Source organism: Streptomyces rubrogriseus, assembly GCF_027947575.1.
In the GTDB taxonomy this organism is placed as follows: Bacteria; Actinomycetota; Actinomycetes; order Streptomycetales; family Streptomycetaceae; genus Streptomyces; species Streptomyces rubrogriseus.
In genome coordinates this window covers 6,001,003-6,023,197 of the sequence record NZ_CP116256.1, presented here as the reverse complement: position 1 = coordinate 6,023,197, position 22,195 = coordinate 6,001,003, and the positions used below count along the sequence as shown (strand labels likewise).

Genomic DNA, 22,195 nt, shown 5'->3' with positions numbered 1-22,195 from the left:
GGTCGGTGCTACTTCCTGGGAAGGGGTGCGGTGAGCCGGATGCGGGTGCCGGCGCCGGGTGCCGACGTGATGTCGAGGGCGGCCCCGATGAGCAGGGCCCGTTCCCGCATGCCGCGGATGCCGGCGCCCTCGTGCGCCGCCTCGATGCCGCGCCCGTCGTCGGCGACGGTGAGCGTCACCGCGCCGTCGGCACGGGCCAGGCCCACCTCCAGGCGCTCGGCGTCCGCGTGGCGGGCGGCGTTGGTCAGGCTCTCCTGGGCCACCCGGTAGAGGACCAGCTCGGTCTCGTGGTCCAGGACCGGCAGATCGGCGTCGAAACGGCGCACCACCCGCAGACCGGTGTGGGTGGCGAAGTCGTGCGTCAGCGAGGACAGCGCGCTGATCAGACCGAGGTCGTCCAGGACGCCGGGCCGCAGCCGGCGCACCAGGCGCCGGACCTCGTCCAGGCTCTCCCGGGTGATCTCCTGCGCCTGGTGCAGCTCGTCGCGCAGCGGCTCCTCGGCGTCGTCCGCGGCACGCCCCAGGACCAGCAGGATCGCGGTCATGCTCTGCCCGACCTCGTCGTGCAGCTCCTGGGCGATGCGGCGCCGCTCCGCCTCCTGGGCGAGCAGGACGCGGGCACTGCTGGTGGCCCGCTCGTTCTCCAGGCGGTCCAGCATGGCGTTGAAGGTGCGGATCAGCTCCGGGACCTCACCGCCGCCGGAGATCGGCAGCCGCTGGCCGGGGCGCAGCAGGTCGACGGTGGTCATCAGCTTGGTGAGCCGCTCCAGCGGCGCCAGGCCCCAGCGCAGCAGGGCGCCGTTGGCCACCAGCATGACGCCCATGCCGACCACGAGGACGACGGCCTCGGTCAGCAGGATCGGCACGGAGACGGTCACCGGAGCCCACAGCAGCAGCGCCGTGGCGAAGCCCAGCACCACCGCGTTGAGCCCGAAGATCCGCCAGAACAGGGACACCGGGGGTACGCCTCCTTCGGCGACGTGTCGACTTGGTACGCCTCTACTGTCGGTCATCGCGCACCCTCGGTGGGAGCTGCGGCCCAGGTAGCGACCGAGCAAGCGACCAGCGTGCTCCTCGCGGACCCGTCCGGTCGATGGGGCCCGACCCCCATTTCCGGCCCGCGGCATACCCATATGGCCGCCCCGGCGCACCGCCGAGTGGATCCCGCACCCCCGGGCAAATGGGTCCTGCGCCCGATGGGTTTCCCCGGGCGGCCCGGCCAAGGTTGAGGATGACCGGGTCCGATCGGCCCGGCACTCGGCATACCCGCAGAACCTTCCGAGAAAAGGACCACTCATCGTGTCGCTCGACGCCTCCCGCATCGAACCCCGCCCCGAGCGGCTGACCGCTCACGAGGCGCGCCAGCGCCTCGAACACGCCCGCAACACCCGCGTCACCCAGCTGCAGGCCCTCGCCGAGAGCGGCCAGGCGGACGACCAGCTGATGTCCGCGCAGAAGGCCGCGATCGAGCGGGTGCTCAAGGAGATCGACGAGGCCTTCGCCCGGGTCGAGGACGGCACCTACGGCGCCTGCCTCGGCTGCGGCAAGCCCGTCCCCGGGGAGCGCCTGGAGATCCTCCCCTACACGCGGTACTGCGTCGCCTGCCAGCGCCGCGCCGCCGCCTGACGCCCCGTCCCACCTTCCCCGTCCAGTACCGTCCCTCCCGCCCTGCCCAAGGGGTGAAGTGGTGAACAACCAGATCATCGGCGACCGCGACACGCGTCTGTCGCCCCTGTCGCCCGAGGACCTCGCCGCGCTCCGGGACAACCTCCAGGAGCAACGGCTGTTCCGCGAGGAGCAACTGCGGCAGATCGCGGCGTACCCGTCCCGCACCGACGAGTCGATCCAGCGGCGGTCCGCCGCGCAGACCGAGGTCCGGGTCAAGCTGGCGGCCTCCGCACGCATGGTCCTCGCCGACGTGGAAGCGGCGCTCGACCGCATCGCCGAGGGCCGCTACGGCAACTGTCATCTGTGCCGGCGCGGCATCGACCGCGAGCGCCTGGTGATCGTGCCGCAGGCCCGCTACTGCGCCCGCTGCCAGCAGGTGCGGGAGGCCGGACGATGACCGTGCTCCGGCGGCCCCGGGCCGCCCTGTCCCGGCACCGGCCGTGGCCGCTGTGCCGGCAGTGCAGCGGCGTCGCCCTCGACATGGGCAGCGCCCGTACCCGTGCCTGGGTCGCCGGGCGCGGCATGATCCTCGACGTGCCGACCGTGACCTTCCCCGGTGCGGGCGCGGTCTACCCCATCCAGCGCGGCTCCATCGTCGACACCCAGGGCACGGCCCGGATGCTCGACCGGCTGCTGGGCCACCGGCTGCCCCGCTTCGCCCGTCCGGTGGTCGTGGTGACCGCGCCGGTCCTCGACGGGCTGGCCTACCGCACCGAGGCCCGTACGGCCGTGGAGGTGCTGCGCCCGCGCACGGTGCTGACCGTGCCCAGCGCGCGGGCCGTGGCCCTCGCGGCGGGTGCCGACCTGACCCGGCCGCTGCTCGTGATGGACATCGGCGCCCATCTCACGGAGGTGGTGCTGCTGGTGGACGGCGCCGTCTTCGACGCCCGCCGCACGGCGCTCGGCACGGGGGACATCGACGACGCGACCCCGTCCGCGCGGATCGGCGAGGCGCTGGCCGACATGACGACCTCGATGCTGCGCCAGGACGGCACGTCCCTCACGGTCGAGGCGCTCGGCCGGGGTCCGCTGCTGGCGGGCGGTGGCGCGCTGCGCCCCGAGATCACCTGCCGGCTGGCCGACCGGCTGCACGTGCCGCTGCGCGCGGTGCCCGCACCGCACACGGCGGCCGTACGCGGCGCCGCGAAGCTCCTGGAGGCCGCGCACACCCACCCGTCGACCACCGGCACGGACCCCCCGGACGGCCACCCGCACTGATCCGGTACGGGGCCGGTGCCCGGGTCGCCGGTTCGGCTTCCGGCGCGCCGTGGGCGGGCTGGACGTCGAGCGGGCCGAGGGTGTCGGTCGTTCGTCCGCGGGGCGGGGTGGCTCCGCCGGTGGGGTCGCTCGCTCGGCTGCGGTGCCGGGTCGGTCTCCTGGTGCGCCGGGGATGGGCTGGGTGTCGAGGGTGTCGGTCGTTCGTCCGTGGGACGGGCGGGGCGCCGCCGGAGGGTGCACTCGCACCACTGCGGTGCCGGGCAGGTCCTGGCCCGGCGGGCACGGGCCCGGCACTTCGGCGCCCGGCCACCCACCCGGGAGACAGGCGCCACCGGTACCGGCCGCCGCACGGAAACCGGTTGCCGGAACGGGTTCCGGGTCCACGGCACCGGCACCGGCGTAGGACGTCGGGGCCGGTCCGGAACCGCCACACGGAAACCGCCCCGGAACCGGTTCCGGGGCCACAGCACCGGCGCCGGCGTGGGACGCCGACCGTCGGGACCGGCCCGAGGCTCCGGCGTCCACGACCCGTCGGGCTGGGCCGGCACCAGCCGTCCGGCGGGCCGGGCACCGCTCGCCCCGGCCCGCCGGACCGGACCGGAAGCACCGCACCTACTTCGCCCGGAAGCCGTCCCCCGTCGCCCGACCACCGTCCTCCGTCGCCCGGCCACCATCCCCCCGCTCGATCACCGTCCTCGTCCGATCACCGTCCCCGTCCGGTCCTCCGTCTCCGTCCGGTCCTCCGCCCTCGCCCCGTCCCCCGTCTCCGTCCCGTTCTCCGCCCTCGCCCGCGTTCCCGTCCTCAGCCCTCGTCCCGTTCCTGATCCGTCCCCGTCCCCCGTTCGTACGGCCGGCGTCCGCCCCGGCGTCGGCCGTACCCCGTGTCTCGCGTGGGTGACCGTGCGACCCGACCCGACCCGACCCGACCCGACCGACCCGACCCGACAACCGCCCCGTCCCAGGAAGGAGGCACCCCGTGGCCGGAGAGATCCCTCAGGCCCAGCCACCACCCGCCGTTCCCGATCCCGACCCGGATCGCGGGCGGTACCCGTATCTCCTGCTGTGGCGCTGGCGGCGCAACCCGTTGCGGCGGCCGAGCGACCGGCTGCGGGCGTGGGTCTCGCTCGGGCTCCTGCTCGCCGTGCTGGTGGCGGCCCCGGCCGCGATGTTCGGGGTCGGCGACAGCGCGTACCGGCACTACCGGAGCACCGCCGAGCACGAGGCGCGTACCCGGGACCACCGCCCCGCGGTCCTGACCCACGACGCCCCGCGCCATCCCGAGCCCGGGTCGGACGAGGCGAAGAAGACCCGCTACCCGGTCCCGGTCCGCTTCACCGGCCCCGACGGGGCGAGCAGGACCGGGAGGACCGAGGTCGAACCGGGACTGCCGGCGGACAGCACGGTCCTGGTCTGGGTCGACGACCAGGGCCGGATCACCGAGCCGCCGCTGACCGCGGAGCAGATCCGCAGCCGCACCATGGGCTGGGCGATCCTCGCCTTCCTCGGCGTCGTCGTCACCGGCCTCGCTGCGCACGCCGCCACCGGCCTCGTGCTGCACCGGCGCAACCTCGCCCAGTGGGACGCGGCCTGGGCCAACACGGCCCCGCGCTGGAGCAGACACCCGTGACGTCCGTCCGGCCGCGGGTCCCTCACGCCGTCGCCGCCCCCGCCGCCGGCGGCGCCAACTGCCGCGCCAGCCACGTCGGTACGCCGCCCAGCAGCCGGAACAGCCGCCGCGCCTCCTCCCGCAGCCGGGACGCCTCCGGCTCCGACTCGGCGTCCGCGAGCGAGGCCAGTGCCGGGGCCGTGCCGACGAGGTACCCCAGCTCCTCGCGGATCCGCAGCGACTCCGCGAAACCGTGCCGCGCCTCGGCCAGTTCCCCCTCCCGCAGGGCGAGTCCGGCCAGATGCCGCCAGGTGAAGGACTGGAGCAGCGGGTCGGCGTGCGCGGTGGCGCCGGCGTGGGCCCGCCGGTACGCCGCGCGGGCGGCCTGCGGCGAGCGGGTCAGGTTCTCCGCGAGCAGCCCCCGCCGGAAGTCCAGCAGCGCCCGCCCCCGGCCCCCGGCGCGATCAGTGCCGCCGCCCGCCCCAGCGCGGCCCGCGCCTCGTCGGCCCGGTCGCGCACCCCGTGCACCGTGGCGGCGTAGGCGAGTTGCCCCCGTTCGCACGCGGCGGCCCCGCGCTCGTCGTCGGTGTGCGCCAGGGCCTCCGCGGTGCGCAGCGCGTCCTCGGCCTCGGCCCAGCCCTGCTCCGTGTACAGGCACCGCTCCACCAGCAGCGCGGTCCGCTGCAAGGCGGTGTCCGCGGTGACCGGCTCCAGCAGGGCGGCCGCGTCGGCCCAGCAGCCGCGCGAGCGCAACCGCCATACCGCGGTCTGGAGCGGATCGTCACCTTCGGTCGTTCCCCAGCCAGAACCAGCCATGGCGGAATGCGCCACGTCGCCCTCCCCTTAGCACGCCATCGAGCTCTCGAGTGGTGGCCGCATCTCAGCACGGATCCGGCGGCCCGGCCAAGGGGATGGGTGAAAGATTTCACAAAGTCGTGGACTTCGGGCCGCCGAGGTTTGGGAGCGCGCCGGGCCCTCCGGCGCCTTCCACACGCCCCGCGCGCCCCGCGGGCCTCAGCTCATCCGCAGGGCCAGGAAGAAGTCCAGCTTGTCCTCCAGGCGCGACAGGTCACGCCCCGTCAACTGCTCGATCCGCCCGACGCGGTAGCGCAGCGTGTTGACGTGCAGGTGCAGCCGGTTCGCGCAGCGCGTCCAGGAGCCGTCGCTGTCGAGGAACGCCTCCAGCGTCGGGATCAGCTCGGCGCGGTGGCGGCGGTCGTAGTCCCGCAGCGGGTCCAGCAGCCGGGCGGTGAAGGCGCGCCGGACGTCGTCGGGGACGAAGGGGAGCAGCAGCACGTGCGAGGCCAGCTCCTGGTGGCCGGCCGCGCAGACCCGGCCGGGGCGGGCCGCGGCGACCCGGCGCGCGTGCCGGGCCTCCTCCAGCGCCCCGCGCAGCCCCTCCGCCGAGTGCACGGCCGCGCTGACGCCGAGCGTGACGCGCCCGTCGCCGTCCAGCCCCGCCGTCAGCGGCTCCCGTACGGAGGCGAGCAGCGCTTCCGCGAGGACCCCCGCCTCGGAGCCGTCGTGCTCGCTGGAGACCGCCGGCAGCGGTACCAGGGCGACCGCCTCCTCACCGGTGTGCGCCACGGCGATACGGTCCGACTGCTCGGGCCCGGTGGCGTGCGGGTCGACGAGTATCTCCTCCAGCAGGGTCTGCGCGACCCGGCCGGTCTGCTCGTCGCCGTCCTCCCACTCCACCCGGGCCACCACGACCTGCCAGTGCGGCGCGGCGCCGAGGCCGGGCAGCAGCACCGGCGCCGCCACCCGGAGCCGGGCGGCGATCTCGGCCGGCGCGGCACCCGTCTGCACCAGCTCCAGGACCTCCTGGGCCAGCCGCCGCCGCACCGTGCGCGCCGCGTCCCGCCGGTCCCGCTCGACCGCGATCAGCTGGGTGACGCCGTACAGCAGGTCGAGGCGCTCCTCGGCCCAGTCCCCGGCGTCCGCCTCCACCACCAGCAGCCAGTCGGACAGCACCGTCTCGCGCACGTCGCGCCCCGCACCGGCGCCCTGCGGGGAGCGCGCCCCCGGCGGCGTGACCGGGGGCTGCCCCCGGCCGCGCACCGGGAAGAGGCTGTACGTCGTCGCGCCCACGGTCACCCGGTGCGGTGCGCGCCGGCCCGTGCGGGTGGCCGCCAGGTGCTCGGCCGCCAGCTCGGCGCACACCTGCGCGGAGAGCGCGGGCTCCGCGTCCTTCGGCCCGGCGACCTGCCGCCCGGTGGGGGAGAGCACCCAGGCCCGCAGGTCGAGGTCGGAGCCGAGCAGGTCCAGGACCACGTCGGGGCCCCCGCCCGCCGGTCCCGAGGTCATCATCCGGCGGTGCCGGTCCACCACGGCCGCCAGGTCCCCGGCCCGCTCTCCGGACACCTGGCGCACTACGTGCTCGGTGATCGTCGCGAAGGCCACCGACTCGTGCACCGCGAACAGCGGCAGCCGGTGCCGCGCGCACGCGGCCACCAGGTCCTCCGGCACGTCCCCCAGCTCCGCCTCACCGGCGGCCAGCGCCGCCACCTGGGCCTGCACCAGGAGGCGGACGAACGGCTCGGAGTCGGCGGCGCCGCGGCGCCAGGCCAGACCGGTGAGCACCAGTTCGCCGCCCGACAGGTAGCGGCTGGGGTCGCGCAGGTCGGTGGTCATCACGCCCCGGACCGTGCGGTCCAGCTCGTCCTCGCCGCCGAGCAGCTTGAGGCCCAGCGCGTCGGTGTCCAGCAGTGCGCGCAGCCGCATTCTCGTCGCCGCCGTTCTTTGTCTCGAAGTGTTCCAGGTCACGCGGCTGTGTCGCCCGATTCCAGAGGAGAACAGGGAGGCAATTGAGCACCTCCGTTCATACGAATCTACAAGATGCCCGCCCTGGCCAGCCAACTCCTTCATGGTTTCTGCGACTGACCCTGGTGGAGTACACGACGGTGTACTGAGGCCATTCCACGTGAACAGCACATGAACGAGCCGGGCCTCCCGTACCCGCAGTTGGCTCAATCCGTACGCCCCGCTCACCGACGCCCCGAGCAACGCGCACCCGATCAGACGAGGAAGAGAGCCGGTCATGGACTTCCTTCGCCCCGCCAGCTGGGAGGAGGCGCTCGCCGCGAAGGCCGAGCACCCCACCGCGGTGCCGATCGCGGGCGGCACCGACGTGATGGTCGAGATCAACTTCGATCACCGCAGGCCCGAGTACCTCATGGACCTGGGCCGCGTCGGCGACCTGGCCGAGTGGGAGGTCGGCGAGAGCTCCGTACGGCTCGGTGCCTCCGTGCCCTACACCCGGATCATGGAGAACCTGCGCACCGAGCTGCCGGGTCTCGCCCTCGCCTCGCACACGGTCGCCTCCCCGCAGATCCGCAACCGCGGCGGTGTGGGCGGGAACCTCGGCACCGCGTCCCCGGCCGGCGACGCCCACCCGGCGCTGCTCGCCGCCGGCGCCGAGGTCGAGGCCGAGTCGGTGCGCGGCACCCGCCGCATCCCCATCGACGCGTTCTACACCGGCGTGAAGCGCAACGCGCTGGAGCCCGACGAGCTGATCCGCGCCGTGCACGTCGCGAAGGCCGACGGACCGCAGCAGTTCTCCAAGGTCGGCACCCGCAACGCCATGGTCATCGCCGTGTGCGCCTTCGGTCTCGCCCTGCACCCCGCCACCCGTACCGTCCGCACCGGCATCGGCTCGGCCGCGCCCACCCCGGTCCGCGCGACGGCCGCCGAGGAGTTCCTGAACGCGGCGCTCGACGAGGGCGGCTTCTGGGAGAACGGGAAGATCGTCACCCCGTCGGCGGTCAAACGGTTCGCGGACCTGTGCGCCGCCGCCTGCAACCCCATCGACGACGTCCGGGGCACCGCGGACTACCGCCGCCACGCGGTCGGCGTCATGGCCCGCCGGACGCTCACCTGGACCTGGGAGTCGTACCGCGGCGCCCGCCGCACCACGGAAGGAGCCGCGTGATGCGCGTCAACTTCACGGTCAACGGACGTCCGCAGCAGGCCGACGACGTGTGGGAGGGCGAGTCCCTGCTGTACGTGCTGCGCGAGCGGATGGGTCTGCCCGGTTCCAAGAACGCCTGCGAACAGGGCGAGTGCGGCTCCTGCACGGTCCGCCTGGACGGCGTGCCGGTGTGCTCCTGCCTGGTCGCGGCCGGCCAGGCCGAGGGCCGCGAGGTCCTCACGGTCGAGGGCCTGGCGGAGTCCGCCCGGCAACGCGCCGAGGGCGGCGCCGCCACCGGCACCCGCGACGGGGCGAGCGCCTCGCTGGACGCGGCACGGCGGTGGCAGGCCGGCGGTACCGACTCGCAGACCGGCGAGAACATCGAACTGGCCCCCGTGCAGCAGGCGTTCATCGACGCCGGTGCCGTCCAGTGCGGCTTCTGCACCCCCGGACTGCTGGTCGCCGCCGACGAGATGCTGGAGCGCCACCCGAACCCGAGCGACGAGGACATCCGCGAGGCGCTGTCGGGCAACCTGTGCCGCTGCACCGGCTACGAGAAGATCATGGACGCGGTCCGCCTGGCCGCCGCCCGCCGGTCCGAGGAGGCCTGACATGGCTGCCAACGGCGCACCCGCCGGCCTCACCCAGGGTTCCGGAACCAAGGGCGGCATCGGCGAGTCCACGCTCCGCCCGGACGGCGTCCTCAAGGTCACCGGCGAGTTCGCGTACGCGTCCGACATGTGGCACGAGGACATGCTCTGGGGCCAGATCCTGCGCTCCACCGTCGCGCACGCCGAGATCGTCTCCGTCGACACCGGCGAGGCGCTGGCCACCCCCGGCGTCCACGCCGTCATGACGTACGACGACCTGCCGACCGACGTGCGCCACTACGGGCTGGAGATCCGGGACACCCCGGTCCTCGCCCACGGCAAGGTCCGTCACCACGGCGAGCCGGTCGCGATCGTCGCCGCCGACCATCCGGAGACCGCGCGCCGCGCCGCCGCCAGGATCAAGGTGGAGTACCGCGAGCTGCCCCTCGTCACCGACGAGGCCTCCGCGACCGCCCCCGACGCGGTCCTCGTCCACGAGCACCGCGACGACCTCCCCCTCTCGCCTCCGACAAGCTCCGGCGCCGGGGGGACCCCCATCATCCCCCACGTCCCGCATCCCAACATCGTGCACCGCCAGCCGATCGTGCGCGGCGACGCCGCCGCGGCCGCCGCACGCGCCGACGTGATCGTCGAGGGCGACTACTACTTCGGCATGCAGGACCAGGCCTTCCTCGGCCCCGAGTCGGGTCTCGCGGTGCCCGGCGAGGACGGCGGCGTCGACCTCTACATCGCCACCCAGTGGCTCCACTCCGACCTGCGCCAGATCGCCCCCGTGCTCGGCCTGCCCGAGGACAAGGTGCGGATGACGCTGTCCGGCGTCGGCGGCGCCTTCGGCGGACGCGAGGACCTGTCGATGCAGATCCACGCCTGCCTGCTGGCGCTCCGCACCGGCAAGCCCGTCAAGATGGTCTACAACCGCTTCGAGTCCTTCTTCGGCCACGTCCACCGCCACCCGGCCAGGCTCCACTACGAGCACGGCGCCACCCGGGACGGCCGGCTCACCCATGTGAAGTGCCGCATCGTCCTGGACGGCGGCGCCTACGCCTCCGCCTCCCCGGCGGTCGTCGGCAACGCCGCCTCGCTGTCGGTCGGGCCTTACGTGTGCGAGGACGTGGACATCGAGGCCCTGGCCCTCTACTCCAACAACCCGCCGTGCGGCGCCATGCGGGGCTTCGGCGCGGTCCAGGCGTGCTTCGCCTACGAGGCGCAGATGGACAAGGTGGCGGCCGAACTCGGTCTGGACCCGGTGGAGTTCCGCCGGATCAACGCCATGGAGCAGGGCACGCTCATGCCCACCGGGCAGCCCGTCGACTCCCCGGCGCCGGTCGCCGAACTCCTGCGCCGTGTCAAGGCGATGCCGATGCCGCCGGAGCGCCAGTGGGAGTCCAGCGAGGGCGCCGACGTACGGCAGCTGCCCGGCGGCCTGTCCAACACCACCCACGGCGAGGGCGTCGTACGGGGCGTCGGCTACGCGGTCGGCATCAAGAACGTCGGCTTCTCCGAGGGCTTCGACGACTACTCCACGGCCCGGGTCCGCCTGGAGGTCGCGGGCGGCCGCCCCGTCGTCACCGTGCACACGGCGATGGCGGAGGTCGGCCAGGGCGGCGTCACCGTCCACGCGCAGATCGCCCGCACCGAGCTGGGCGTCACCCAGGTCACCATCCGGCCCGCCGACACCCGGGTGGGCTCGGCCGGCTCCACCTCCGCCTCCCGGCAGACCTACGTCACCGGCGGCGCCGTCAAGCACGCCTGCGAGCTGGTGCGGGAACGGGTCCTGGAGCTGGGGCGCCGCAAGCTCGGCTCCCACCACCCGGCCTGGGCCACCGCCGACCTCCTCCTGGAGGGCGGCAAGGTCGTCACCGACGGCGGCGAGGTCCTCGCCGATCTCGTGGACGTCCTGGAGGACGAGGCGGTCGAGGTCGAGGAGGAGTGGCGGCACCGGCCGACCGAACCCTTCGACCCGCGCACCGGCCAGGGCAACGGACACGTCCAGTACTCCTTCGCCGCGCACCGCGCCGTCGTCGAGGTCGACACGGAACTCGGCCTGGTCAAGGTGATCGAGCTGGCCTGCGCCCAGGACGTCGGCAAGGCGCTGAACCCCCTTTCCGTGGTCGGCCAGATCCAGGGCGGCACCGTCCAGGGCCTGGGCATCGCGGTGATGGAGGAGATCGTCGTGGACCCGGTGACCGCCAAGGTCCGCAACCCGTCCTTCACGGACTATCTCCTCCCCACGATCCTCGACACGCCGGCCCTACCGGTCGACGTGCTCGAACTCGCCGACGACCACGCGCCCTACGGGCTGCGCGGCGTCGGCGAGGCACCCACCCTGTCGTCCACCCCGGCGGTCCTCGCGGCCATCAGGGACGCGACCGGGCTGGCGCTCGACCGCACGCCCGTACGACCGGAACACCTCACCGGCACGGCGGGCTCCGATCGGCACCCCCAGGACCCTCCGGGCGGCGCACGGAACGTCACACCCTCCGCGCCGCCCGGAGCACCGACCAAGTCCCGCTCCGCTCGCGGCACTTGAAGTACCACCAGTGTCACCAGTACCAGTACCACCACACATGCGTTCGTCTCGGGCCGTCCCCCGGGTCGTGCATATCCCAAATCCCGCGGCCGCCCCAGCGGCCGGCCGGGTGCACCTATGAACCTTGGGAGACGGCCCCATGACCCAGCAGTCAGTGGAGCCCGAGATCACCGCCGAAGACGCGGGCGCGGGCTCCCGCGTCCCCGGCGGACGGTCTTGGCTCGACCGGTACTTTCACATATCCCACCGGGGATCCACGGTCGCGCGTGAGGTGCGCGGCGGCATCACCACCTTCATGGCGATGGCCTACATCGTCCTGCTCAACCCCGTGATCCTCTCCGGCAAGGACGCCGCCGGGGACACCCTGGGCCAGAAGGCCCTGATCACCGCGACGGCCTTCGCCGCGGCGCTCACCACGCTCCTGATGGGCTTCGTCGGCAAGGTGCCGCTCGCCCTGGCCGCCGGGCTCTCGGTGTCCGGCGTGATCGCCGGCCAGGTCGTCCCCCAAATGACCTGGCCGCAGGCCATGGGCATGTGTGTGATGTACGGCGTGGTGATCATGCTGCTCGTGGTCACCGGGCTCCGCGAGATGATCATGAACGCGATCCCGCTCGCCCTCAAGCACGGCATCACCATGGGCATCGGCCTGTTCATCGCCATCATCGGCCTGGTCAAGGGCGGCTTCGTGCACGCGGGCGAGGCGACCCCGCTCACCCTCGGCCCGGCCGGGGAACTCGCCGGCTGGCCGGTCCTGCTCTTCGCGGGCACCCTGCTGCTGATCTTCATGCTGCAGGCCAGAAACATGCCCGGCGCCATCCTGATCGGCATCGTCACCGGCACGATCGTCGCGGCGATCCTGAACGCCACCGGGGTCATCGACCCCAAGCAGTGGGCCAACGGCGCACCCGAACTGCACGGCAGCGCGGTCTCCATGCCGGACTTCTCGCTCTTCGGCGACCTGGAGTTCGGCGGCTGGGGCGAGGTCGGCGCGATGACGGTCGGCATGATCGTCTTCACGCTGGTGCTCGCCGGGTTCTTCGACGCGATGGCCACCATCATCGGCGTCGGCACCGAGGCCAGGCTCGCCGACGACAAGGGCCGCATGCCGGGCCTGTCGAAGGCGCTGTTCATCGACGGCGCGGGCGGTGCCATCGGCGGCGTGGCGGGCGGCTCCGGCCAGACCGTCTTCGTCGAGTCCGCGACCGGCGTCGGCGAGGGGGCCCGCACCGGGCTCGCCTCGGTCGTCACCGGCCTGTTCTTCGCGGCCTGCCTCTTCTTCACCCCGATCACCGCGATCGTCCCGCAGGAGGTCGCCTCCGCCGCGCTGGTCGTCATCGGGGCGATGATGATGATGAACGCCCGGCACGTGGACTGGGCCGACCGGGCCACCGCGATCCCGGTCTTCCTGACCGTCGTCCTGATGCCGTTCACGTACTCGATCACGGCCGGTGTCGCCGCCGGAGTCATCTCCTACGTCGCCATCAAGGTCGCGCAGGGCAAGGCGCGGGAGATCGGGGCGTTCATGTGGGCCCTGACGGTGATCTTCGTCGTCTACTTCGCCCTCAACCCGATCGAGGGCTGGCTGGGCGTGCACTAGCCGCCACGACGGGAACCCTTCCCGTACCCGTCGGCCGAGGAGGACCGGAACATGCTGGACATCGCCGAAGAGCTGCACCGGTGGGTCGAGCAGGGGCGCGACTTCGCCGTGGCCACCGTGGTGGCCGTCGGCGGCAGCGCCCCCCGGCCGACCGGCGCCGCCCTCGCGGTGGACGCCGGGGGCACGGTGGTCGGCTCGGTCTCCGGCGGGTGCGTGGAGGGAGCCGTGTACGAGCTGTGCCGACAGGCCCTCCAGGACGGCGACACCGTCCTGGAGCGCTTCGGCTACAGCGACGAGGACGCCTTCGCCGTGGGCCTGACCTGCGGCGGGGTCATCGACGTCCTCGTCACCCCGGTGCGGGCGGCCGACCCGGTCCGCCCGGCCCTGGCCGCGGCCCTCGCCGCGGCCGCGGGCGGGGAGACGGCGGCCGTGGCACGCGTCGTGAGCGGCCCGGCGGCACTGCTGGGCCGTGCGCTGGTCGTCCGCGCGGACGGCTCCCGCACCGGCGGCTTCGGCGGCCACCCCGAGCTGGACCGCACGGCCGCCGCCGAGGCGGGCGCCTTCCTGGACGCCGGGCGCACCGGCACCCTTGAAATCGGTGAGCGGGGCTCGCGCTGCGGCACACCGCTCACCCTGCTGATCGAGTCCTCCGTCCCGGCACCCCGCATGATCGTCTTCGGCGCGATCGACTTCGCCTCGGCGCTGGCGCGGGCCGGCAAGTTCCTCGGCTACCACGTGACGGTGTGCGACGCCCGCCCCGTCTTCGCCACCCCGGCCCGCTTCCCGGACGCGGACGAGGTCGTCGTCGAGTGGCCGCACGAGTACCTGGCGCGCACCGCCGTGGACGCGCGCACGGTGCTGTGCGTCCTCACCCACGACGCCAAGTTCGACATCCCGCTGCTCCGGCTGGCGCTGCGCCTCCCGGTGGCGTACGTCGGCGCGATGGGCTCCCGCCGCACCCACCTGGACCGTGAGTCGCGCCTGCGTGCGGCCGGGGTGAGCGAGCCCGAGCTGTCCCGCCTCAGGTCGCCGATCGGCCTCGACCTCGGCGCCCGCACCCCCGAGGAGACGGCCCTGTCCATCGCCGCCGAGATCGTCGCGGCCCGCCGCGGCGGCACGGGCACCTCCCTGACCGGCGCCCACACCCCCATCCACCACGACGGCCCGCCGGCCGGGTGGTCCTGGGGCCACCCCGGTGGGGGTGCTGGACCGCTGGTGGGCCGAACGGGCCCTTCATAGCGTTGCGTTCATGACGGATGACACGAACGAAGAACGAGAAGGCGCCACCCGGCGGACGGCGCTGCGCGGGCTGGGCCTCGCGGTGGGAGGCATGGCGCTGGCCACCGGGCCCGGAACCTCGCCGGCCGCGGCGGCCCCGCGTCGCCGACCCGTCACCTACGTGCTGGTGCACGGTACGCACAGCGCCGGCGCGTTCTGGACGCCGATCGCGCGGGAACTGGTGCTGCGCGGCCACCGCGTCGTCACCGTGGACCAGCCGCGGCACGGAGCGGAGGCCTTCGTGGCCGAGTCCTACCAGCGGCAGGACCTCACCGCGATGGCGGTCGAGCCCTCCCCGCTGAAGGGCCTCGGGCTGGACGACTACGAGGCGCGCGTCACGGGTGTCGTGCGGCGGGCCGCACGGAACGGCCCGGTGGTGCTGGTCGGGCACAGCCTGGGCGGCGTCTCGGTCAGCCGTGTCGGCGAAGCCGTCCCGCACCTGCTTCACCACATCTGCTACATGGCGGCCTTCTGTCCCAGCCGCGTCCTGCCCACGGCGGACGCCTGTACGGCGGCACCCGAGAACGCGAACGCCGTCAGCCCGGTGGAGCTCACGGTGGGCGACCCCGACCGGCTCGGGGTGCTGCGGCTGAACTTCCGTACGGGCGTCGGCGGTGAGCTGGCCCTCCTGAAGGAGATGATCTGCGCGGACTACCCCGACGCCGACTTCCGCCGGATCCTGGCCGGCATGCAGACCGACGAGCCCGTCGCCGCCTATGCGGGCCGAGCGGTCGGCCGGGCCGGCAGGTGGGGACGGATCCCCCGCACGTACCTGCGATTCGGCAGGGACCGTACGATCGCCACCGCGCTCCAGGACAGGATGATCGCGGAAGCCGACGCGGCCACCCCCGGCAACGGCTTCCGCGTGCACGATTTCCCCGAGGCGTCACACGTCGGCCCGCTCGACCCCACCCCGGTCGCGGACGTCCTGGACACGCTCGCGGGGTAGGGCCGGTCTCAGTCCCGGCCGGGCGTCCTCCTGGGCAGGGACACGTCCGCGACCACCGGGCGGTGGTCCGATGCCCTGGGCTCCTCCGGCACCGCGGCGCTCCGGATCCGCACGTCCTTGCCCGCGGTCACGTAGTCGATGCGCTTCACGGGGGCCTCGGCCGGATACGTGGCGGGGGTCCCCGCCCCCGCGTCGCCCAGCTCCTGCCACAGCGGCGCCAGTTCGGGTGCCGAGGGCTCGGCGTTGAAGTCGCCCAGCAGGAACTGGTGCGCGCCCGGCAGCTCCGCCCGCTCCCGGGCCATGATCCGCCGGGTGTCGGCGACCTGGGCCCGGCGCACCGCCGGGTCCGCCCGGTAGTCGAGGTGGGTCACGAAGACCTGCACCGCAACCCCGCGCACCTTGAGCGTCACCTCGCCGAATCCGGGCGCGGGCGCCGGTACCGGGTTCTCGTCCTGCGTGGACAGGCGCGTGATCTCGTGGTTCGTCGCGGAACGGACCGGGAAGCGGGAGAGCACCGCCACGCCGTACTCGCGCCGGGGTTCCCCCGCCGTCACCGGGTCGAGGCTGTAGATCGGCGCGAAGGACACCCGCATGCCGAGCCGCCGGGCCAGCTCCCCGGCCACGTCGAGCCCCTGACTGCGGGCTCCCCAGTGCACGTCGACCTCCTGGAGGCCGATCACGTCCGCGTCCAGGGCGCGCAGCGCGGCGGCCTGCCGGTCGAGGTCGAAGACGCCGTCCGAGCCCGCCCCGGCGTGGATGTTGTAGGTGGCGATGCGCAGCGGGACCGAGTGGCCGCGGTCGGCGGCCAAGGCGGGCTGGGCGGTCACGGCCAGGGTCAACAATGCACCCGAGAGGGACAGTTGGGTGACGGTGCGCGCTCTGAGAGACATGCCGGCACGGTACGCGGGAAACGGCCTCCGCGAGGCGTGCGGCGCGCTTTCGACCGCGCCCCGTCCCCGGCCCGCAACCTCCGGTTCACGGGTGCCGCAGCAGATGGGTGACCGTGCGGCCGAAGACGTGGCGTCCCGAGCGGGCGAGGAGGCCGTCGAAGAAGGACGGGAGGAGCCGGACGTCCAGTTCCTCGCGCCACACGACGCGCGCCCGGCCGCCGGGCCCGGCCCCGACCTCGATCTCCGCCCAGCCCCCGACCACCCGGCCGCGCTTCTCCAGCCGGCACCGGCCTGGGGCGTCCCCCCGCGGCGGCCGCCAGACCGTGACCTCCATGGTGTCGTCGAAGGCGAGCGGCCCGGCCCCCGTGCGGGCCACGACCACCGTGCCCGGTCGGGTGGGGCCGGGCGGGCGGGCGGTGACCCGGGTCAGCGGCACGGTGTCGCCGTGCCGCTCCCACCGGGTGAGGCGGCGCCAGGCCTCGTCCGGGGTGAGCGGAACGGTGCGTTCGAGCGAGAAGACGGCCACCGGACGATCGTAGGCACGACTCAGCGGTAGACCTTGCCCGGCTCGGCCTTCCCCGGGGCCAGCAGCTGGGGGACCGTCACGAAGACGTAGCCCCGCTTCTTGAGCGCGTCGATGATCCCGGGCACCGCGGGCACCGTGCCGTCGTAGATGTCGTGCAGCAGGATGATGCCGTCCCGCGACGACTGGTCCAGGACCCGCTCGGTGATCAGGTCGGAGTCGTCCGTCTTGTAGTCCTTGGCGGTCACGGTCCACAGCACCTCCGCCAGCCCCAGCTCGCGGGAGATGTCGTGCACCGTGTCGTCCGTGCGGCCCTGCGGCGGGCGCATCAGGGTCGGCCGCTTGCCCGTCAGGCGCTCTATCTCCTTGTTCGGGCGCTCCAGCTCCTCGCGTATCTCGTCCGGCTCGGCGTCCGTGAGGATCTTGTGCGTCCAGGTGTGGCTCGCCACCTCGTGGCCCTCGTCGGCCATGCGCCTGACAAGCTCGGGGTACCTGTCGATGTGCCGTTTGCCGAGCAGGAAGAAGGTCGCCGGGACCTTCTTTTCCTTGAGTATGTCGAGCAGCCGGGCGGAGTTCTCGCTCGGCCCGGCGTCGAAGGTCAGCGCGATGCACTTGGTGTGCGCGCAGTCCACGGTGCCGAGCAGGCCCGCGCGGGCCTGGGTGCCGGCCGTGTCCGCCGGCACGGCGGCCCCGGTGCCGGCGGCGTTGCGGACGGAGCTGGGGGACTGCGTCTCCAGCTTCGTGCAGCCGCTCAGCGCGAGGGTCAGTGAGGTCGCGGCCGCGAAGGTCGCGAGCACACGCAACCTGGTCCCCGTTTTCGTCATCTTCCTGGTCAGCGAAGGCATGCGAGGACTATACGCTGCGTGTATATACGCGGTTTATAGTGCCCCCTTCGAATGCGCGTTCGGGGTAGTGGTGGTCTTCACCGGGTTACTCAGCCGGCATGCAAGTGACGGCGAGAGCGAGGAGACCCCGTGAACGAGCCCTTCGTGAGCGAGACCCCCGTGAGTGAGCCCTCCATGAGCGAGCCCTCCGTGAGCCGACGCGCCTGGCGTCGGGCCCTGGTGACGGGCGGAGCGGGGTTCGTGGGGTCCCACCTGTGCGGCCGTCTGCTCGACGCCGGTACCGAGGTCGTCTGCCTCGACAACCTGGCCACCGGCTCCCGCGCCAACGTGGCCGACCTGGAGCGTCGGCGCGGATTCCGGTTCGTCCGGGGCGATGCCACCCACCCGGCGGCCCTGCGCGGCCTGCCCGGCCGGTTCGACCTGGTCCTGCACTTCGCCTGCCCCGCCTCGCCCGTCGACTACCTCCGGCTGCCCCTGGAGACCCTCGACGTCGGCAGCACCGGCACCCGCAACGCCCTGGAACGGGCCCACGCCGACGGCGCCCGCTTCCTGCTCGCCTCCACCTCCGAGGTCTACGGCGACCCGCTGGAGCACCCGCAGCGCGAGACGTACTGGGGGAACGTCAACCCGATCGGCCCGCGCAGCGTCTACGACGAGTCCAAGCGCTTCGCCGAGGCCCTGGTCACCGCCCACCGCCAGGTGCACGGCACCGACACCGCCATCGTCCGGATCTTCAACACCTACGGCCCCCGTATGCGCACCGGCGACGGCCGGGCCGTCCCGACCTTCATCGCGCAGGCGCTGGACGGCATGCCGCTCACCGTCGCCGGCGACGGCGGCCAGACCCGCTCCCTGTGCTACGTCGACGACACCGTGGCGGGCGTCCTGGCCCTCGCCGCGTCCGGGGAGAGCGGCCCGATGAACATCGGGGGCGACGACGAGATCACCATGCTGGAACTGGCCCGCCGGGTCGTCGACCTCACCGGCTCCGGCTCCCGCATCCGCTTCGTCGAACGCCCCGTCGACGACCCCTGCCGACGCAAGCCGGACACCACCCTGGCCCGGCAACGGCTGGGCTGGCGGCCGGGCGTGAGCTGGAACGAGGGGCTGGAGCGGACCATCGGCTGGTTCGCGCACGCCGTCGCCGCCTGACGCAGGCCCAAGACGATCACTTACGGTGATACATCCGCTTTTCTCCGGAAGTGACCTGTCTCCAAGTGTTTGAGGCAACCGCCCCGCGGCACCCGCGACGCCGAGAGAGGAGCCCGCCCCATGCGCATCCTTGGTATCAACGCCCTGTTCCACGACCCGGCCGCCGCGCTCGTCGTCGACGGCCGGACCGTCGCGGCCGCCGAGGAAGAGCGGTTCAGCCGGCGCAAGCACGGCAAGCGCCCGGTGCCCTTCTCCGCGTGGGAGGTCCCGGAGCTGTCCGCGCGGTGGTGCCTGGAGCACGCCGGGGTGCGGCCGGGAGAACTGGACGCCGTCGCCTACTCCTTCGACCCCAAACTCGCCCGGCCCGCCCGCGACATGGGCCTGGACGACCCCTGGGACCCGCTGCGGCTCGAGTACGCCCGCCGGGCCCCCGAGTTCCTCGCCGACGCGCTGCCCGGGCTCGACCCCGACCGGGTCGTCTTCGTCCCGCACCACGTGGCGCACGCCGCCTCCGCCGGACCGGCCTCGCCGCACCCCGACAACGACGTCCTCGTCCTCGACGGCCGCGGCGAGTCCGCCTCCCACCTGGCCGGCCGCTACCGCGACGGCAAGCTCGACGTCCTCGCCACCCAGGCGCTGCCGCACTCGCTCGGCCTGGTCTACGAGGAACTGACCGAGCACCTCGGCTTCCTGCGCAGCAGCGACGAGTACAAGGTGATGGCCCTCGCCTCCTACGGCACCCCCCGCCACCGCGACCGGCTCCGTGAGCACATCCACGCCACCGGCGACGGCGGCTTCCGCGCGAACGGCGTCGACTGGGCGGCCCTCGCCCCGCCGCGCGCCAAGGCCGAGGACTGGACGAAGGACCACGCCGACCTGGCCGCGAGCACCCAGGCCGTCCTCGAGGAACTGCTCCTCGAACTCGTCCACTGGCTGCACGGCGAGGCCGGGGGCGAGGCCCTGACCATGGCCGGCGGCGTGGCGCTGAACTGCGTCGCCAACTCGAAGATCGCCGCGCGCGGCCCGTACCGGCACGTGTGGGTGCAGCCCGCCGCCGGCGACGCCGGCACCGCCCTCGGCGGCGCCCTGCACGTGGCCGCCGCCCAGGAGGGCGCCGCGCCCGAACCGATGCCCGGCGCCGACCTCGGGCGCGGCTGGAGCGACGAGGAGATCCGCGCCTGGCTGGAGACGGCAGCGATCCCCTACGAGGAGCCGGACGACATCGCCGAGACCGTCGCCGAGGAGCTGGCCCGGGACGGCGTCGTCGCCTGGTTCCAGGGCCGCAGCGAGTTCGGGCCGCGCGCCCTCGGGCACCGCTCCCTGATGGCCCACCCCGGCCGGTCGGAGAACCTCGAACGCCTCAACCACGTCAAGGGACGTGAGGAGTTCCGCCCCGTCGCGCCGATGGTGCTCGCCGACCGGGCCGCCGACATCTTCAGCGGGCCGGTCCCCAGCCCGTACATGCTCTTCGTGCACGACGTCGCCCCCGCCTGGCGCGACCGCATCCCGGCCGTCGTCCACGTGGACGGCACCGCCCGCATTCAGACCGTCGAGGAGCGCCGCGAGCCGCTCGTCGCGCGGATGCTGGCCGCCTTCGAACGGCGCACCGGGCTGCCGGTCGTCGTCAACACCAGCCTCAACACCGCCGGGCGGCCGATGGTCGACGACCCTCGCGACGCCCTGGAGTGCTTCGGTTCGGCACCCGTCGACCTGCTGGCCATCGGCCCCTTCGCGGTGCGCCGGGGACGGGCGTTCGCATGAGCACCGCCCCCGGAACCGGCGGCCCCCGCACCGGCTACGCCGTCGTCGTCCCCACCCTCGTGCGCGACACGCTGGCCGACTGCCTGGCCGCGCTGGTCGCCGCGCACGGACCCGACCCCGACGAGATCGTCCTGGTCGACGACCGGCCCGACCCCGACGCCGACCCGGACGCGCTGGAACACGCCCTGACCGTCCTGGGCGACCTGCGCGAACGCACGGTGGTGCTGCGCAGCGGGGGCCGCGGGCCCGCCGCCGCCCGCAACACCGGCGCCCGCGCGGTCGCTTCGCCCTGGACCGCCTTCCTCGACGACGACGTCCAGGTCGGCCCGCACTGGTGCGACCAGCTGCTCCAGGACCTCGCCGAGGCGGCCCCCGACACCGGCGCCGTGCAGGGCGTGATCGCCGTACCGCTGCCGGGGGAGCGCCGCCCCACCGACTGGGAGCGCGGCACCGCCGGTCTCGCGCAGGCCCGGTGGATCACCGCCGACATGGCCTACCGCACCGACGTGCTCAAACAGGTCGGCGGCTTCGACGAACGCTTCACCCGCGCCTTCCGCGAGGACGCCGACCTCGCGCTGCGCGTCCTCGACGCGGGCTGGCGCATCCGGCGCGGCCGCCGCACCACCCGCCACCCCGTACGCCCCGCCGCACGCTGGGTCTCCCTGAAGCAGCAGCGCGGCAACGCCGACGACGCCCTGATGCGGCGGCTGCACGGCCCCGACTGGTGGGCCAAGGCGGTCGCGCCCCGGGGCCGGATCCGGCGGCACGCGGCGATCACCGCCGCCGGAACCGCCGCCCTCGTCCTCGCGGCGGCCGGACGCCCCGGGCCGCCGCCCTCGCCGGGGCCGGCTGGGCCGCGGGCACCGCCGAGTTCGCCTGGGCCCGCATCGGGCCCGGACCGCGCACCCCGCACGAGATCACGACCATGCTGATCACCAGCGTGCTCATTCCGCCGGCCGCGACCTGGCACCGGCTCAGCGGACTCTGGCGCCACCGCGGTGCCCCCGCGTGGCGGGAGGTGGCCGCATGACCCCCGCCGACAACCCGGTCAAGGCGGTCCTCTTCGACCGCGACGGCACCCTCGTCCACGACGTCCCCTACAACGGCGACCCGGAGCGGGTCCGTCCGGTCGAGGGCGCCCGCGAGGCGGTGGCACTGCTGCGCGCACACGGCATCCGCGTCGGCGTCGTCACCAACCAGTCCGGCGTGGCCCGCGGCCTGATCAGCGACGCCGACGTCCGGCGGGTCAACCGCCGCGTCGACGACCTGATCGGCCCCTTCGACGTCTGGGCCGTCTGCCCGCACGGCCCCGACGACGGCTGCCACTGCCGCAAGCCGCAGCCCGGCCTGATCCTGTGGGCGGCGGGCCGCGTCTGTGCCGCCCCCGCCGCCTGCGTCGTCATCGGCGACATCGGCGCCGACACCGAGGCCGCCGAACGCGCCGGCGCCCACGGCATCCTCGTCCCCAACGACCGCACCCGCCCGGCGGAGACGGCCGCCGCGGCCCACGTCGCCCCCGACCTCCTCACCGCCGTACGGGCCCTCGTCAGCGGCCCGCCCAGGGGCCGGGTGACGGCCGACGAGCGGCCCATCGAGGCGGCGTACGGGACGGGCCCGGCGAGCACCGGTCCGGGGACCGCCGCCGCCCGGGACGACG

17 protein-coding genes and 3 pseudogenes are annotated in these 22,195 nt (G+C 74.1%); 14 read left to right on the top strand and 6 right to left on the bottom strand.

Annotated features, from left to right (window positions below; translation table 11 throughout):
• Window positions 1–8 precede the first annotated feature (8 nt).
• The gene (locus Sru02f_RS27205; protein ID WP_164271016.1) at window positions 9–956 is read right to left on the bottom strand and encodes a HAMP domain-containing sensor histidine kinase; all 948 of its coding nucleotides are present in this window, start codon (window positions 954–956) and stop codon (window positions 9–11) included.
• 343 nt (window positions 957–1,299) lie between these two features.
• On the opposite strand from Sru02f_RS27205, the gene Sru02f_RS27200 reads away from it, so the two are divergent.
• The 4 genes from Sru02f_RS27200 (at window position 1,300) to Sru02f_RS27185 (ending at window position 4,513) form a co-directional block, all read left to right on the top strand.
• Window positions 1,300–1,626: a TraR/DksA C4-type zinc finger protein gene (locus tag Sru02f_RS27200; protein WP_109029625.1), complete on the top strand. Its 327-nt coding sequence runs from the start codon at window positions 1,300–1,302 to the stop codon at window positions 1,624–1,626.
• A gap of 58 nt (window positions 1,627–1,684) precedes the next feature.
• Window positions 1,685–2,065: a TraR/DksA family transcriptional regulator gene (locus tag Sru02f_RS27195; RefSeq protein ID WP_109029624.1), complete on the top strand. Its 381-nt coding sequence runs from the start codon at window positions 1,685–1,687 to the stop codon at window positions 2,063–2,065.
• Window positions 2,062–2,886, top strand: coding sequence for a rod shape-determining protein (locus Sru02f_RS27190; protein ID WP_167469317.1), 825 nt, complete (start codon window positions 2,062–2,064; stop codon window positions 2,884–2,886). The genes Sru02f_RS27195 and Sru02f_RS27190 overlap by 4 nt, the downstream gene beginning before the upstream one ends.
• Window positions 2,887–3,862: 976 nt before the next feature.
• On the top strand, window positions 3,863–4,513 hold the full coding sequence (locus Sru02f_RS27185; RefSeq protein WP_109029623.1) for an Rv1733c family protein: 651 nt from the start codon (window positions 3,863–3,865) through the stop codon (window positions 4,511–4,513).
• A gap of 22 nt (window positions 4,514–4,535) precedes the next feature.
• On the opposite strand, the pseudogene Sru02f_RS27180 reads toward Sru02f_RS27185, so the two are convergent.
• Both Sru02f_RS27180 and Sru02f_RS27175 read right to left on the bottom strand, forming a co-directional pair.
• A pseudogene (locus tag Sru02f_RS27180) lies at window positions 4,536–5,308 on the bottom strand (hypothetical protein).
• A 198-nt stretch (window positions 5,309–5,506) separates the two neighbouring features.
• Window positions 5,507–7,216: a PucR family transcriptional regulator gene (locus tag Sru02f_RS27175; RefSeq protein ID WP_109029622.1), complete on the bottom strand. Its 1,710-nt coding sequence runs from the start codon at window positions 7,214–7,216 to the stop codon at window positions 5,507–5,509.
• Window positions 7,217–7,532: 316 nt separating this feature from the next.
• Between Sru02f_RS27175 and Sru02f_RS27170 the strand changes: the two genes are divergently transcribed.
• From Sru02f_RS27170 to Sru02f_RS27145, 6 genes are all read left to right on the top strand, one after another.
• A complete protein-coding gene (locus tag Sru02f_RS27170; protein ID WP_109029620.1) occupies window positions 7,533–8,423 on the top strand; it encodes an FAD binding domain-containing protein in 891 nt (296 codons plus the stop codon).
• Window positions 8,423–9,013: a (2Fe-2S)-binding protein gene (locus tag Sru02f_RS27165; RefSeq protein WP_109029619.1), complete on the top strand. Its 591-nt coding sequence runs from the start codon at window positions 8,423–8,425 to the stop codon at window positions 9,011–9,013. The genes Sru02f_RS27170 and Sru02f_RS27165 overlap by 1 nt, the downstream gene beginning before the upstream one ends.
• 1 nt (window position 9,014) lies before the next feature.
• Complete coding sequence (locus Sru02f_RS27160; RefSeq protein ID WP_109029618.1) at window positions 9,015–11,543, top strand: xanthine dehydrogenase family protein molybdopterin-binding subunit; 2,529 nt, start codon at window positions 9,015–9,017, stop codon at window positions 11,541–11,543.
• Between the two features lie 139 nt (window positions 11,544–11,682).
• Window positions 11,683–13,140 carry an NCS2 family permease gene (locus Sru02f_RS27155; RefSeq protein ID WP_109029617.1) on the top strand — a complete coding sequence of 486 codons (1,458 nt, stop codon included), beginning with the start codon at window positions 11,683–11,685 and terminating at the stop codon, window positions 13,138–13,140.
• Between the two features lie 51 nt (window positions 13,141–13,191).
• Window positions 13,192–14,379: an XdhC family protein gene (locus Sru02f_RS27150; RefSeq protein WP_109029616.1), complete on the top strand. Its 1,188-nt coding sequence runs from the start codon at window positions 13,192–13,194 to the stop codon at window positions 14,377–14,379.
• A 91-nt stretch (window positions 14,380–14,470) separates the two neighbouring features.
• Complete coding sequence (locus Sru02f_RS27145; protein WP_174855009.1) at window positions 14,471–15,367, top strand: alpha/beta hydrolase; 897 nt, start codon at window positions 14,471–14,473, stop codon at window positions 15,365–15,367.
• Window positions 15,368–15,375: 8 nt separating this feature from the next.
• Here Sru02f_RS27145 and Sru02f_RS27140 read toward each other — a convergent pair whose 3' ends face one another.
• From Sru02f_RS27140 to Sru02f_RS27130, 3 genes are all read right to left on the bottom strand, one after another.
• Window positions 15,376–16,257 carry an endonuclease/exonuclease/phosphatase family protein gene (locus Sru02f_RS27140; protein WP_167469316.1) on the bottom strand — a complete coding sequence of 294 codons (882 nt, stop codon included), beginning with the start codon at window positions 16,255–16,257 and terminating at the stop codon, window positions 15,376–15,378.
• 85 nt (window positions 16,258–16,342) lie between these two features.
• Entirely contained in the window at window positions 16,343–16,783 is a 441-nt protein-coding gene (locus Sru02f_RS27135) for an SRPBCC family protein (RefSeq protein WP_109029613.1), read from the bottom strand.
• A 20-nt stretch (window positions 16,784–16,803) separates the two neighbouring features.
• Window positions 16,804–17,625, bottom strand: coding sequence for a polysaccharide deacetylase family protein (locus Sru02f_RS27130; RefSeq protein ID WP_174854998.1), 822 nt, complete (start codon window positions 17,623–17,625; stop codon window positions 16,804–16,806).
• 174 nt (window positions 17,626–17,799) lie between these two features.
• Between Sru02f_RS27130 and Sru02f_RS27125 the strand changes: the two genes are divergently transcribed.
• From Sru02f_RS27125 to Sru02f_RS27110, 4 genes and pseudogenes are all read left to right on the top strand, one after another.
• Complete coding sequence (locus tag Sru02f_RS27125; protein ID WP_109029992.1) at window positions 17,800–18,777, top strand: NAD-dependent epimerase/dehydratase family protein; 978 nt, start codon at window positions 17,800–17,802, stop codon at window positions 18,775–18,777.
• 120 nt (window positions 18,778–18,897) lie between these two features.
• A complete protein-coding gene (locus Sru02f_RS27120) occupies window positions 18,898–20,538 on the top strand; it encodes a carbamoyltransferase family protein (RefSeq protein ID WP_109029611.1) in 1,641 nt (546 codons plus the stop codon).
• A pseudogene (locus Sru02f_RS27115) lies at window positions 20,535–21,568 on the top strand (glycosyltransferase family 2 protein). The gene Sru02f_RS27120 and the pseudogene Sru02f_RS27115 overlap by 4 nt, the downstream one beginning before the upstream one ends.
• Window positions 21,565–22,128 (top strand): annotated as a pseudogene (locus Sru02f_RS27110) (D-glycero-alpha-D-manno-heptose-1,7-bisphosphate 7-phosphatase); the annotation flags it as partial. The pseudogenes Sru02f_RS27115 and Sru02f_RS27110, both read left to right, overlap by 4 nt.
• Window positions 22,129–22,195 lie beyond the last annotated feature (67 nt).

Excerpts from the sequence above, each read along its gene's own strand:
- Sru02f_RS27190 (WP_167469317.1), top strand. The coding sequence starts at position 2,062 with ATGACCGTGCTCCGGCGGCCCCGGGCCGCCCTGTCCCGGCACCGGCCG.
- Sru02f_RS27175 (WP_109029622.1), bottom strand. The coding sequence starts at position 7,216 with ATGCGGCTGCGCGCACTGCTGGACACCGACGCGCTGGGCCTCAAGCTG.
- Sru02f_RS27170 (WP_109029620.1), top strand. The coding sequence starts at position 7,533 with ATGGACTTCCTTCGCCCCGCCAGCTGGGAGGAGGCGCTCGCCGCGAAG.
- Sru02f_RS27165 (WP_109029619.1), top strand. The coding sequence starts at position 8,423 with ATGCGCGTCAACTTCACGGTCAACGGACGTCCGCAGCAGGCCGACGAC.
- Sru02f_RS27160 (WP_109029618.1), top strand. The coding sequence starts at position 9,015 with ATGGCTGCCAACGGCGCACCCGCCGGCCTCACCCAGGGTTCCGGAACC.
- Sru02f_RS27155 (WP_109029617.1), top strand. The coding sequence starts at position 11,683 with ATGACCCAGCAGTCAGTGGAGCCCGAGATCACCGCCGAAGACGCGGGC.
- Sru02f_RS27150 (WP_109029616.1), top strand. The coding sequence starts at position 13,192 with ATGCTGGACATCGCCGAAGAGCTGCACCGGTGGGTCGAGCAGGGGCGC.
- Sru02f_RS27145 (WP_174855009.1), top strand. The coding sequence starts at position 14,471 with ATGGCGCTGGCCACCGGGCCCGGAACCTCGCCGGCCGCGGCGGCCCCG.
- Sru02f_RS27140 (WP_167469316.1), bottom strand. The coding sequence starts at position 16,257 with ATGTCTCTCAGAGCGCGCACCGTCACCCAACTGTCCCTCTCGGGTGCA.
- Sru02f_RS27130 (WP_174854998.1), bottom strand. The coding sequence starts at position 17,625 with ATGCCTTCGCTGACCAGGAAGATGACGAAAACGGGGACCAGGTTGCGT.
- Sru02f_RS27125 (WP_109029992.1), top strand. The coding sequence starts at position 17,800 with ATGAGCGAGCCCTCCGTGAGCCGACGCGCCTGGCGTCGGGCCCTGGTG.
- Sru02f_RS27120 (WP_109029611.1), top strand. The coding sequence starts at position 18,898 with ATGCGCATCCTTGGTATCAACGCCCTGTTCCACGACCCGGCCGCCGCG.